This window comes from Erythrobacter sp. CCH5-A1 (genome assembly GCF_001557115.1).
In the GTDB taxonomy this organism is placed as follows: Bacteria; Pseudomonadota; Alphaproteobacteria; order Sphingomonadales; family Sphingomonadaceae; genus Erythrobacter.
The window spans coordinates 1-12,313 of record NZ_LSKQ01000118.1; the positions used below are offsets into that span (position 1 = coordinate 1).

12 protein-coding genes and 1 riboswitch are annotated in these 12,313 nt (G+C 69.1%); of the genes, 4 read left to right on the forward strand and 8 right to left on the reverse strand.

The window, feature by feature from the left end:
• The first annotated feature begins 121 nt into the window (after positions 1 to 121).
• A riboswitch (cobalamin riboswitch) is annotated at positions 122 to 324 on the forward strand.
• A 116-nt stretch (positions 325 to 440) separates the two neighbouring features.
• The 4 genes from AX708_RS06090 to AX708_RS06105 all read left to right on the forward strand — a co-directional run bounded on the left by AX708_RS06090 (position 441) and on the right by AX708_RS06105 (position 5,702).
• Complete coding sequence (locus AX708_RS06090) at positions 441 to 2,411, forward strand: TonB-dependent siderophore receptor (RefSeq protein ID WP_066530763.1); 1,971 nt, start codon at positions 441 to 443, stop codon at positions 2,409 to 2,411.
• Positions 2,412 to 2,585: 174 nt separating this feature from the next.
• On the forward strand, positions 2,586 to 3,662 hold the full coding sequence (gene cgtA, locus AX708_RS06095; RefSeq protein ID WP_066530764.1) for an Obg family GTPase CgtA: 1,077 nt from the start codon (positions 2,586 to 2,588) through the stop codon (positions 3,660 to 3,662).
• A gap of 7 nt (positions 3,663 to 3,669) precedes the next feature.
• Entirely contained in the window at positions 3,670 to 4,788 is a 1,119-nt protein-coding gene (gene proB, locus AX708_RS06100; protein ID WP_066530766.1) for a glutamate 5-kinase, read from the forward strand.
• Entirely contained in the window at positions 4,785 to 5,702 is a 918-nt protein-coding gene (locus AX708_RS06105) for an NAD(P)-dependent oxidoreductase (protein WP_066530768.1), read from the forward strand. The genes proB and AX708_RS06105 overlap by 4 nt, the downstream gene beginning before the upstream one ends.
• Positions 5,703 to 5,782: 80 nt before the next feature.
• On the opposite strand, the gene AX708_RS06110 is transcribed toward AX708_RS06105, so the two are convergent.
• The 8 genes from AX708_RS06110 to AX708_RS06145 all read right to left on the reverse strand — a co-directional run.
• The gene (locus AX708_RS06110) at positions 5,783 to 6,559 is read right to left on the reverse strand and encodes a phosphoadenylyl-sulfate reductase (RefSeq protein ID WP_066530771.1); all 777 of its coding nucleotides are present in this window, start codon (positions 6,557 to 6,559) and stop codon (positions 5,783 to 5,785) included.
• Positions 6,549 to 7,004 carry a DUF934 domain-containing protein gene (locus tag AX708_RS06115; protein ID WP_066530773.1) on the reverse strand — a complete coding sequence of 152 codons (456 nt, stop codon included), beginning with the start codon at positions 7,002 to 7,004 and terminating at the stop codon, positions 6,549 to 6,551. The genes AX708_RS06110 and AX708_RS06115 overlap by 11 nt, the downstream gene beginning before the upstream one ends.
• On the reverse strand, positions 6,997 to 8,625 hold the full coding sequence (locus tag AX708_RS06120; protein WP_066530775.1) for a nitrite/sulfite reductase: 1,629 nt from the start codon (positions 8,623 to 8,625) through the stop codon (positions 6,997 to 6,999). The genes AX708_RS06115 and AX708_RS06120 overlap by 8 nt, the downstream gene beginning before the upstream one ends.
• The gene (locus AX708_RS06125) at positions 8,625 to 9,065 is read right to left on the reverse strand and encodes a hypothetical protein (protein WP_066530778.1); all 441 of its coding nucleotides are present in this window, start codon (positions 9,063 to 9,065) and stop codon (positions 8,625 to 8,627) included. Before AX708_RS06125 ends, AX708_RS06120 begins: the two co-directional genes overlap by 1 nt.
• Entirely contained in the window at positions 9,065 to 9,364 is a 300-nt protein-coding gene (locus AX708_RS06130) for a DUF2849 domain-containing protein (RefSeq protein ID WP_066530780.1), read from the reverse strand. The genes AX708_RS06125 and AX708_RS06130 overlap by 1 nt, the downstream gene beginning before the upstream one ends.
• Entirely contained in the window at positions 9,361 to 10,185 is an 825-nt protein-coding gene (cobA, locus tag AX708_RS06135; protein WP_197426151.1) for a uroporphyrinogen-III C-methyltransferase, read from the reverse strand. The genes AX708_RS06130 and cobA overlap by 4 nt, the downstream gene beginning before the upstream one ends.
• A 66-nt stretch (positions 10,186 to 10,251) precedes the next feature.
• A complete protein-coding gene (metC, locus tag AX708_RS06140; protein WP_066530782.1) occupies positions 10,252 to 11,439 on the reverse strand; it encodes a cystathionine beta-lyase in 1,188 nt (395 codons plus the stop codon).
• Positions 11,436 to 12,313 (reverse strand): sulfurtransferase (locus tag AX708_RS06145; protein ID WP_067489688.1); only part of this gene is annotated, 878 nt, incomplete at its 5' end. The genes AX708_RS06145 and metC, both read right to left, overlap by 4 nt.

Sequence of the window (12,313 nt, forward strand, 5' to 3'; positions counted from 1 at the left end):
CTCGCTCATGCGACCTGAAGGTCGCGTCGCTGCGGGCGGCCGGTCGGCCTTGCGGCCCTTTGGGCCGATACAGCGCCCTCAATCTTGCTATGCCTTTACACCGCTTGCCGTCAGCTTCGCCTGACGCTATTCACCTCCCCGCGCCAAGGTAACGGGAATGCGGTTCGAATCCGCAGCTGTCCCTGCAACTGTAAGCGGTGAGTGTGGGGTGCGCTCCCTCTTTCGGGAGGGCAGCCACTGGGGGTCTTCGGGCCATCCGGGAAGGCGAGCATCCCATGCGGCGATCCGTGAGCCAGGAGACCGACCGGGGCGTGTCGCTCTATGCCGGGTTCAGGGGTTGGCCAGGCGCGGAAACAGACTTTCGTTGTGAGCGACATCGCTGGGCCGTGGGGGATCGAAACCCCTCGCGGCCACCATGTTGCTGATGACGGGAGGAATCCGTGAAGAATTTTGCATTGTTGGGAAGCGTCGCTGCGGCGGCGCTGGTTTGGGCTGCGCCGGTGTGGGCGCAGGAGGACGGCAAGCTGCCGGCCCCTTGCCACGTGGTTGATGGGCCCGACGGGCCGGGCAGCGAGAGCCTGCTGTGCTCTCCCGCCAAGGACATTCTTGTTTCGGCCAGCCGCAGTGACGCGCTGCTGCGGGAGCGTTTCACCGGCTCGGCCCTGATCATCACCGCCGACCAACTTGAAGACCGCCAGACCCGCGACATCGCCGATATCCTACGCGACGTCCCCGGCGTCGCGGTCGCGGGCGTGGCAGGCCAGACCCAGATCCGCCTGCGCGGCTCCGAAGCCAATCACGTGCTGGTGCTGGTCGACGGAATCGAAGTCTCCGATCCCTTCGCGGGCGAGTTCGACGTGGGCACCTTGCAGGCCGAACCGGGCGCGCGGGTCGAAGTGCTGCGTGGCCAGCAGTCCGCGCTCTACGGCCCCGATGCGATCGGCGGCGTGATCGCCTATCAGAGCGCCAGCGGACGCGCTCGGCCGGGCTTTGGCGCGCGGATCGAAGGCGGCACGCAGGGCACAGCCAATGGCGCGCTGCGCTACGGGGCTTACGGCGACAGCTGGGACGCGGCGCTTTCCGCCGTGGTTGTCAGCACCGACGGCCAGCCCAACGCCCGCAATGGCACCCGCGACATCGGCCGCGACAGCTACACTCTCGCGGGCAAGGGCAGCGTGAATGTGAGCGGCACCCTCACCCTGCGCGCCGCCGCCCGCTTCATCCGCACCGAGGGGCAGACCAACGACAGCGACTTCGACACGACCAGCCCCACCTTCGGCTTCATCATCGACAGCCCCGGCGTGACATTCACCAACGAGGCCATCTATGCGCTGGCGGGCGCGAAGCTCGACACGCTGGACGGGCGCTGGACGCATGACCTGTCCGCCCAGATCATCAATGTGAGCCGCGAGACCGACAGCCCCTTCGGCATCACCTCGGCCAGCGAGGGCGACCGCTTCAAGGCCTCCTACGTCAGCGCGCTGGCGGTGGCGGACGACCACAACCTCACCTTCGCCGCCGATTACGAGGTCGAGGGCTTCCGCAACGCCACGCCGGGCGGCTTCGTGTTCGACGAGCGGCGCGAGATCGAGCAGGTCGGGCTGGTTGGCGAATATCGTTACAGCGGCGAGGCTTTCGATGTTTCCGCCGCGATCCGGCACGACTTCAACGACCTGTTTCAGGACGCCACCACCTTCCGCGTCGGCGCGGGCTACCGCGTCACCGACACCACCCGGCTGCGTGCAGCGGGCGGCTCGGGCGTCAAGAATCCCGGCTTCTTCGAACTCTACGGCTTCGTCGACGGGCGCTTCATCGGCAATGCGGCGCTGCGCCCGGAGAAGTCGACCGGGTGGGAAGTGGGCCTCGACCAGCAATTGGGCGACACCGCCAGCGTGGCCGTGACATATTTCGACAGCGAGCTGGAGGGCGAGATCTTCACCACCTTCCCGCCGCCGAACTTCATCGCCACCCCCGCCAACCGGACGACGGACAGCCGCCAGCGCGGCGTGGAAGTGTCGCTGAACGCCCGCCTTGGCGAACAATTCAGCCTCGATGCGGCCTATTCCTACCTCGATGCCGAGGAAAACGGCGTCGAGGAAGTGCGCCGCCCCAACCACCTCGCCAGCGCCGCGCTGACATGGGAAGCGCCGGACGAAGCCGCCTCGGCCACGCTGGTCGTCCGCTACAACGGGCAGACGCCCGACGTCGCCTTCACCGATCCGAGCTTCGTGCCGGTGCGGGTCACGCTGGAGGATTACACCCTCGTCAACTTCAACGCGCGGGTGAAGCTGACCGACAGCCTCGCCGCCTTCGCCCGCGTCGAGAACCTGCTCGGCGAGGACTACGAGCAGGTGTTCAGCTTTGTCTCGCCGGGGCGGAGCGCTGTGGTGGGGGTTGAGGCGAGGTTCTGACCTCGTTCTCCCCTCCCGTTTGCGGGAGGGGCCGGGGGTGGGCCTGTGACGCGCGAGTCTTGCGACTCACGCCCACCCCTAACCGCTGTGGCTGCGCCACGCCTGCGGCTCCCCGCAAGCGGGAGGGGGAATGTTACCCTCGCAATCGCAGCAAAAATTCCCTATGCGCCCGCGATGCATTTCCTCGACCAGGCCAAGATCTATGTGAAGTCCGGCGGAGGCGGCCCCGGGGCCGTCTCGTTCCGGCGTGAGAAATACGTCGAATATGGCGGCCCCGATGGCGGCAACGGTGGGCGCGGGGGCGACATCGTGTTCGAGGCCGTCGCAGGGCTGAACACGCTGATCGACTTCCGCTATTCGCAGCACTTCAAGGCCCCGCGCGGCGGCCACGGAATGGGCAAGGACCGCACCGGCGCCAGCGCCGAGCCGCTGGTCATCAAGGTGCCGGTGGGCACGCAGATCCTCTCCGAGGACAAGGAAGAGGTGCTCGCCGACTTCACCGAAGTGGGCCAGCGCATCGTCTTCCTCGAAGGTGGGATGGGCGGGCGCGGGAACGCGAGCTACAAGACTTCGACCAACCGCGCGCCCCGGCAGCACCAGCCGGGCATTCCGGGCGAGGAGGCCTGGGTCTGGCTGCGGCTCAAGCTGCTCGCCGACGTGGGCCTTGTCGGCCTGCCCAATGCCGGCAAATCGACCTTCATCAACGCCGTCTCGAACGCGCAGGCCAAGGTCGGCGACTATGCCTTCACCACGCTGGTGCCCAAGCTCGGCGTGGTGCGCCACAAGGGCCGCGAATTCGTGCTCGCCGACATCCCCGGCCTGATCGAGGGCGCGGCGGACGGGGTCGGGATCGGTGACCGCTTTCTCGGCCATATCGAGCGCTGCCGGGTGCTGATCCACCTCATCGATATCACCGGCACCGAGGATGCCGACCCTGCCGAGGCGATGCGCATCGTCGAGGAGGAACTGGCGGCCTATGGCGACAAGGAGCACACGCGCCTGGACGAGAAACCCCGGCTGGTGGTGCTCAACAAGCTCGACCTCGCCGATGCCGAACTGGTCGAGGGCTTCCGCAAGGAGCTCATAGCGGCCGGCGCGGAGCAGGTCTTTGCCGTATCGGGCGCGACCGGGGCGGGGATCCCCGAATTGCTCGACGCGGTGCTCGGCTACCTCCCCGATCGCACTGCGACCGAGACCAAGGCGGTTGAGGTCGAAGACGACGGCGACGCCCCCGATTGGTCGCCCCTGTAGCTTGCCCATGCTGACAAGGCTCGCCGACATCACCGCCGCGCGGCGGATCGTGGTCAAGATCGGCTCGGCGCTGCTGGTGCGGGGCGGGGCGGCGGACGGAGCATGGCTCTACAGCCTCGCGCAGGACCTTGCCGGCATCCGCCGGGAGGGCCCGCAGGTGATCGTGGTCAGCTCGGGCGCGATCGCGCTGGGCGCGGCGCGGCTGGGGCTGGCGAAGGGCGGGCGCGGGAGCCTCGCCGATGCGCAGGCCGCCGCCGCCGTGGGCCAGATCCAGCTCGCCGACCTGTGGAGCCGCGCGCTGGGCGAACACGGTATCACCGCCGCGCAGATGCTGCTGACGCTGGGCGACCTCGAGGACCGCCGCCGCTATCTCAACGCCGCCGCGACGCTCGACCGGCTGCTCGAGGCGGGCGTCATCCCCGTCATCAACGAGAACGACTCCGTCGCCACCGAGGAAATCCGCTTCGGGGACAATGACCGGCTGGCCGCGCGCGTGGCGCAGGCGGCCAATGCCGATCTCGTGCTGCTGCTCTCGGACGTCGACGGGCTCTATGATCGCGACCCGCGCGAGGAGGGGGCGACGCTGATCCCGGTGATCCAGGCGGTCACGCCCCAGGTGATGGCGATGGCGAGCGGCAACTCCTCCTCGGGCCTCGGCTCGGGGGGCATGATCTCCAAGCTTCAGGCGGCGCAGATCGCGACGCGCGCCGGGATCGCGCTCGGGATCATCAACGGGACATGGGAATCGCCCATTGCCAACGCTGTCGAGCAGGATTGCGGGACGCTGTTCCTCCCCGTCAGCGCGGCCTCGGCGAGGAAGGCGTGGCTCGGCGGGCGGCTCGCGCCGGCAGGCGAATTGCGCGTCGACAAGGGCTGCGCCGAGGCGCTGAAGGGCGGGGCTAGCCTGCTCGCGGCGGGTGTCGTGGGCGTCTCCGGCCAGTTCCGGCGCGGCGATCTGGTGAGCGTGCTCTCGCTGAAGGGCGAGCGGCTGGCGCAGGGTCTTGCCGAATATGACGCGGCCGAAATGCAGCTCATCGCCGGCAAGCGCGCCGAGGATCAGGCCGAACGCCTCGGCTACGCCCCGCGCTCCTGCGTGATCCACCGCGATCACATGGTGCTACTGTGAGCGTGCTCGCGATCACCGGCGCGACCGGCTTTGTCGGTTCGGCGGTGCTGGACGAGGCGCTGCGGCAGGGCCACACGGTGCGCGCGCTCGCCCGACGCGAGCAGGCGCCGCGGGCCGGGGTCGAGTGGGTGCGGGGCGATCTGGAGGACACGGCTGCGCTTGCCGCGCTGGTGCAGGGCACAGACGCGGTGGTGCATGTCGCGGGGCTGACCAACACGCCCGACCCGCGCGAGTTCGATGTCGCCAACGTCACCGGCACCGCCAATGTGATCGCCGCCATGACCGAGGCGGGCGTCAGGCGGCTGGTATTCGTCTCCTCGCTCTCGGCGCGGATGCCCGAGCTCTCGGCCTATGGCGCGTCGAAGGCCAAGGCCGAGGCGCTGGTCGAGGCGAGCCGGCTCGACTGGACCACGGTGCGCCCCCCCGGCGTCTACGGCCCGCGCGATGTCGACTATCTCGAGATGTTCCGCACCGCGAAGCTCGGCTTCGTCCCCCTGCCGCCGGGCGGGGCGAGCTCGATCATCCATGCGGACGATCTGGCGCGGCTGCTGGTGGTGCTCGCTGCCAGCAATGCCGCTGCCACGAAAAAGCAGACCTACGAACCCGACGACGGACGGGAAGGCGGGTGGAGCCACAAGGAACTCGCCGCCGCGATCGGCCGGGCGATGGGGCGGCGCGCCGTGTTCGCGCCGCACCTGCCGAAGAAGGTGCTCGATGCCGCTGCCGCCGCCGACCGTAGGATGCGAGGGCCCAAGGCCAAGCTCACCGCCGACCGCGTCGGCTATATGTGCCACCCCAACTGGGTCGCCCGCTTCGACCGCAAGCCCCCGCCGGGCCTGTGGCAACCGCAGATCGGCGGCGAGGAGGGGCTGAAGGCCACCGCCGAATGGTATCGGCGCGAGGGGTGGGTTTAGCGCCCACACCGTCGACCCGGGATCGCTCGAAGCATAGCGCGTGCGGAATGCGGTCCCGGATCAAGTCCGGGACGACGCGATCACAAAAACGGCTCCTCGCCCGGCTTGTGGATGCCGCATTCGGTCTTGTCCCAGCCTTTCCAGCGGCCCGAGCGCGGGTCTTCGCCCTCGGCGACCTGCGAGGTGCAGGGCGAGCAGCCGATCGAGGGGTAGCCTTGCGCGATCAGCGGGTGGCGGGGGAGGTCGTGGGCTTCGAAATAGGCCGCGATGTCCTCGGCCGACCAGTCAATCAGCGGATTGATCTTGAGCCGCCCCTGACCGTCCGAAGTGTCGAGCTCGAAGCGCGGCAGATTGGCGCGGGTCTTGGCCTGGAACGCCTTCCTGCCGGTGAAGCTCGCATCATAGCCCGCCAGCGCCTTTTCGAGCGGGCGCACCTTCCTGATCTCGCAGCAGCCATCGGGGTCGTAGGACCAGCGAAGGCCTGTCTCGTCCTTCTTGGCGAGGTCCTCCGGGTGGGGGGTCAGCACCACCAGATTGAGGCCGAGCCGGTCCACGAGGCTGTCGCGATAGGCCAGCGTCTCGGGGAAATGCTTGCCGGTGTCGAGGAACAGCACCGGCACCTTCGGATCGACAGAAGCCACCAGATGCAGCAACACCGCGCTCTCCGCGCCGAAGCTGGACACCACCGCGAGGTCGCCCGCGAGGTTGTCGCGGATCACCGCCTCCAGCATTTCCTGCGTCGTGCTGCCGCGGAACATGCGGTTGAGGCGCACGGCGTCATGCTCGGTGAAGCGCGGGGCGAGGTCGAGCATGTCGCGGGTGCGCGGCGCGCTGCCGAGTGAGACGTCAGGCTTCATGGCGCTTTTCCGCAATGGTGCGCCGCCCGTCGGCAGCGCGCTGGTAAACATTCTCCCACGTCGCGAAGGCGCGGGCTGCGTCCTCCTCGTCGAGGCGCTTGTCAGGGGCGAAGCTGTCGAAACCGCAGCGGCGCATGTGGCAGAGCTGGTCGATCAGCACCGCGCCGACCGCGCGCAATTCGCCGGTGTAGCCCGCCTCGCGCAGGATGCGGGCCGAGGAATAGCCGCGCCCGTCGCCGAAGGTGGGGAAGTTGACTTCCACCAAGGCCAGGCGATCGAGGAACGGCAGCAGCACGCGCGCGTCGTCGCCCGGCTCGATCCGGACCGCGGTGGCGTTGGTCTGGTCGCAGCAGGCGTCGACCGTGACGGTCGCGTGGTCGACCGGCTCGTCGTCGCGGAAGCGGAACTGCACCTCGTCGGGGCTCGTCCCAAGACTGTCAGCCATACAATGCCTCCTTGAACGGCTCCATGCCGATGCGGCGGTAGGTGTCGAGGAAGCGCTCCCCGTCCGAACGCTGGGCGAGGTAGACATCGGTCACCTTCTCGACCGCCGCGACCACCCCGTCCTCGTCGAAGCCGGGGCCGGTGATCTTGGCGAGGCTGACGTCCTCGGCCTCGCTGCCGCCGAGCGAGAGCTGGAAGTTCTCCTTGCCCTTCTTGTCGACGCCGAGGATGCCGATGTGGCCGGCATGGTGGTGCCCGCAGGCGTTGATGCAGCCGGAGATTTTCAGCTTCAATTCGCCCACCACTTCGGTGCGTCCCGTTTCAGCGAAGCGTTCCGAGATGCGCTGGGCGAGCGGGATCGAGCGGGCGTTGGCGAGCGAGCAGTAGTCGAGGCCCGGGCAGGCGATAATGTCCTCGATCGTGTCCATGTTGGGGCTGCCGAGCCCCGTTTCGTCGAGCGCCTGCCACACCGCGGGAAGATCGGCGATGCGGACGTGCGGAAGCAGCAGGTTCTGGGTGTGCATCACCCGCAGCTCGTCGAAGGAATACTCGCGCGCCAGCCGGGCGACGACACGCATCTGCTCCGAGGTCGCATCGCCCGGGATGCCGCCTGCGGGCTTGAGGCTGATGACGGCCGAGACATAGGCGTCATGCTTGTGGCGGTGGGTGTTGCGGTCGACCCAGAGCGCGAAATCGGGGTCCGAGCGGTCCACCGTTTTTGGCCCGTCGACGAAGGCGGGCGGCGCGAAATACTCGGTGATCCGCGCCAGCTCCTCGCGCGGCGGCTCCACGCCGACGCTGAGCAGGTGGGCGAACTCCTCCTCGACCTGGCGGATATATTCCTCGGCGCCGAGTTCATGGACGAGGATCTTGATGCGCGCCTTGTACTTGTTGTCGCGCCGGCCGTAGCGGTTGTAGACCCGAAGGCACGCCTCGGCATAGGTGATGAACTGGTCGATCGGCACGAAGTCGCGGATCAGCGGGGCGATCATCGGGGTGCGGCCCATGCCGCCGCCCGCGTAGAACTCCGCGCCGACCTCGCCGTCACGCTTGACGATACGCACGCCGATATCGTGGAGCCGCATCGCCGCGCGGTCCTTCTCGGAGGCGATCACCGCGATCTTGAACTTGCGGGGGAGGTAGGTGAACTCCGGGTGGAAGCTCGACCATTGGCGCATCAGCTCGGCATAGGGGCGCGGGTCGACCACCTCGTCCGCCGCCGCGCCCGCGAAGTGATCGGACGAGATGTTGCGGATGCAGTTGCCGCTGGTCTGGATCGCGTGCATCTCGACCGTCGCGAGATCGGCGAGGGCATCGGCGCAGTCTTCGAGCTTGATCCAGTTGTACTGGATGTTCTGCCGCGTGGTGAAGTGCCCGTAGCCGCGATCATACTTGTCGGCGATGTCGGCGAGCATCTCCATCTGCCGCGCGTCCAATGTGCCATAGGGGATGGCGACGCGCAGCATGTAGGCGTGGAGCTGCAGATAGAGCCCGTTCATCAGCCGCAGCGGCTTGAACTGGTCCTCGGTCAGCTTGCCCTCAAGGCGCCGACGCGCCTGGTCGCGGAATTCGGCGACACGCGCATCGACCATCGCCTGGTCGTATTGGTCATAGCGGTACATCAGCGGGTTCCAGTCAGAACGGGGAGACGCTCGGTGCCGAGGATGGTGCCGAGTTCCTTCAGGGTCTTGCCCTCGACGGGGACCACCTTGTGCGCGGCGCGGATCGCGCCGAAGGCGGCCTGCGTGGCGGGTTCGTCATAGCCGAGCGGGGTGGGGTAGCCGACCTCGACCAGCAGGTCCCACTCGCCGTCCGGCGCGGGGTTGGCGATCAGGCGGTAGGAGGTGAACAGGCCCTGCTCGACCGCCTTGGCGTCCATCGCGAACCAGTTCAGATGGATGAAGGCGGTGAGGTTGGCGCGCTCGCCGGGGAGGGCCTTGAGGCGGGTCCATTCGACCACCATCGTGGTGCGCGCCTGCGCCGGAGCGGGCGCGGTTTCGGCAGCGGCAGGCGCGGCGGCGAAGGCGAAGGCCGAGGCCAGAGTGGCGGCAGGCAGGCGCATCAGATCACCCAGTCCCAGCCGGTCTTCTGCGCGGTCGGCACGGCGAGGTCGCGGCGCACCGTGGGGCCGAGCGCGCGCACGCGGTCCTTGATGTGGGCGGGGCGGACATGTCCGGCGGCGTCGATGCTCGCCTCGATGGCGTAGGGCACGTTGACGCGGCGCGCGGCTTCCTCGCGCGCGAGGATTTCCTCGGCGTCCTCGCCCACGTCGACCGCATCGTCGACGAACAGCGACCATCCGGAGCCGTTCCACCAGGTGACAGCGCCGCTGCGCAGGTCGTTGCCGGTGAGGATTTTCATGGCGCAATCTCTCCAAAAAAACGCCCGTCATCCCGGACTTGATCCGGGACCGCTTGCAGCAAGGCGCCAAGCTCGACCCGATCCTGACTGTCGTCAGGATGACGGGAGAGGCGCGCGGTGACGTCGCCGATGACGATGAGCGCGGGGCTCCTGACGGCGTTGGCCTCGACCAGCTCCGGCAGCCCCGCGAGCAGGCCGCGCAGCACCCGCATCTCGGGGCGCGCGGCGTTCTCGATCACGGCGACAGGGACATCGGGGGTCAGGCCATCGGACATGAGCTTGTCGGCTATTCTGCCGGCGGTGGAGACGCCCATGTAGATCACCAATGTGCGACCCTTGCCCGCAAGGCCCGACCAGTTCTGCTCGGCGAGGCCCTTGCACTGGCCTGCCACGAAAGAAACGATGCTCGAGGCGTCGCGGTGGGTGAGCGCGATTTGCGCAGCCGCGCCTGCGCCCTGCGCCGCGCTGATGCCGGGGACGACCTCGACGGGGACGCCGGCCGCGCGCGCGGCCTCGGCTTCCTCGCCGCCGCGCCCGAAGATGAAGGGATCGCCGCCCTTGAGGCGCACGACATTGCGGCCCGCCAGAGCCTCGCGCACCAGCAGGGCGTTGATCTCCTCCTGAGGCATGGTGTGGCGGGCGCGCTGTTTCGCCACGGAAATCAGCCGCGCGTCGGGACGTGCGAGGGAGAGGATGTCCGGCCCGATCAGCCCGTCATGGACGATCACCCGCGCGCCCTCGATCAGGCGGGCGGCGCGCAGGGTGAGGAGGTCCACCGGACCCGGCCCCGCGCCGACGAGATAGATGGTGCCAATCTGCATGAGGGGCAAATGGGCGAGCCGCGCGATCCGTTCCAGCGAGAATGGGTTGGCGGGCGCGTAGCTGAACTATACCAGCGCCAGCGCTTGCCTCAGGTCGGCGATCAGATCGTCCGGGTCTTCGAGCCCGATGGAGAGGCGCAGCGCGGGCGCGCCGCCGGTGGGGCACTCCATGCAGCTGCGATAGCCGCCGGGGGTGATCGGCAGGGCGAGGCTTTCGTACCCGCCCCAGGAATAGCCGATCCCGAACAGCTCCAGCGCATCGGCCATCCGCGCCGAGGCCTGCGGGTCGTCGCTTGCCAGCACGAAGGAAAACAGCCCGCAGCCGCCGGTGAAATCGCGCTTCCAGAGGGCGTGGCCGGGGTCGGACGGCAGCAGCGGGCACAGCACGCGGGCGACCTGCGGCCGGGCTGCCAGCCACTGCGCCACTTGCAGGGCCGCGCGGGCCTGGGCCTCCAGCCGCACGCCCATCGTCCGCAAACCCCGCGCCGCCAGCGCAGCATCGTCGGGCGAGACAACCTGCCCCAGTTCGTGGCTCACCCGCCTGAGCGCCGTATACCAGCGCTTGCCCGCACTCGCAGAGCCCATCATCAGGTCGGAGTGCCCGCCGACATGCTTCGACAGGCTCATCATCACGATGTCGCAGCCATGCTCCAGCGCGGCAAAGCCCAGGGGGCTTGCCCAGGTGTTGTCGATCATGGTCACCGCGCCGGCCGCGCGGGCAATCGCCGCCAGCGCGGGGACATCGCACATCTCGAAGGTGAGGCTGCCGGGAGCCTCCAGCCACACGCCCTTCGCCCCCGCCACCGCCTTGCGGAAGCCCTCCACGTCGCGCGGATCGAAGAAGGTCGTCTCCACCCCCAGCCGCGTCAGCAGCCCGGTCGCCATGGAGCGCGTGGGGTCATAGGCATTGTCGGACATCAGCAGCCGGTCGCCGGGCTTCAGAACCGCGAGCATAACCCCCGCGATCGCCGCCACGCCGCTGGGATAGAGCACCGTGCCGTGGGCGCCGGGCTCGATCTGCGTCAGCGCCTCGGCCAGCGCCCACTGGGTCGGCGCGCCGCGCCTGCCGTAGAAGAACTGCCCGTCGGCATTGTTGCCGCCCGCCGCCTGCCGCTCGGCGTCGGTGGCGTAGAGGTGGGTCGAGCCGCGCCACACCGGCGGGTTGACCACCGGCCCGGTCCACTCCTTGCGCCGCCCGCCGCGCACCAGCCGGGTGGCGGGCTTGCGGCGGCTGTCGTCCCCGCCGCCGCTCATGCGGAAGGCCCCCAGCTTTCGGGGCCCTGCAGCTTGGGGGTGTCGGGATCGGCGCTCCACTCGCTCCAGCTGCCGTCATAGAGCGCGGTGTCGTCCTTGCCGGCGAGGTGCATCGCGAACATCAGCACACTCGCGGTCACCCCGCTGCCGCAGGTGGTGGTGACGGGGGCGGCAAAGTCGATCCCCGCCGCGCTCAGGATGTCGCGCAAGGCCTCGGGCGACTTGTAAGTGCCATCAGGGTTGAAGACCTCGGTGAAGGGCAGGTTGCGTGCGCCCGGAATGCGGCCGTTCTGCCCGCCGTGGACAGGGTCGATGCCCGAGCCGTAGACCCGGTCGGCAGAGCGCGCATCGAGCACCTGACTCGCGCCCGTTTCGATATTGGCGAGCATGTCGGTCTTGGTCCTCACGCGGGTGGGGGCGGCGAAGGTGGCGGGCGCGGCCGGGGCTGGGGCAGAGGCACCGCTGTCGAGCGGCAGGCCCTCGGCCCGCCACTTGGCGAGGCCCCCGTCGAGGATCGCGACATTGCCGCGCCCGCTCGCGGTCAGCACGAACCACGCCCGCGCCGAGGTGCGGATCGCGCTGTCGTCGTAGATGACGATCGCGTCCTCCGGCCCGACGCCGAGGCTGGCGAGGCGCTCCGCAAGCTGCTCGGGCGTCGGGAAGGCGTAGGGCACCGGCGAGGCCGGGTCGAACAGGCTCGCCAGCCCGAGGAAGCGCGCGCCCGGAATATGCGCGGCGGCAAACTCGGCGGCGGCATCGCGCGCGGCGGCGGGCAGGTGGTAGGAGGCGTCGAGCACGGCGAGGACGGGGGCGTCGGGGCCGGGGGCGGCGATGTTCTCGGCGAGCCATTGCGTGGAGACGAGCGAGGCGGGAA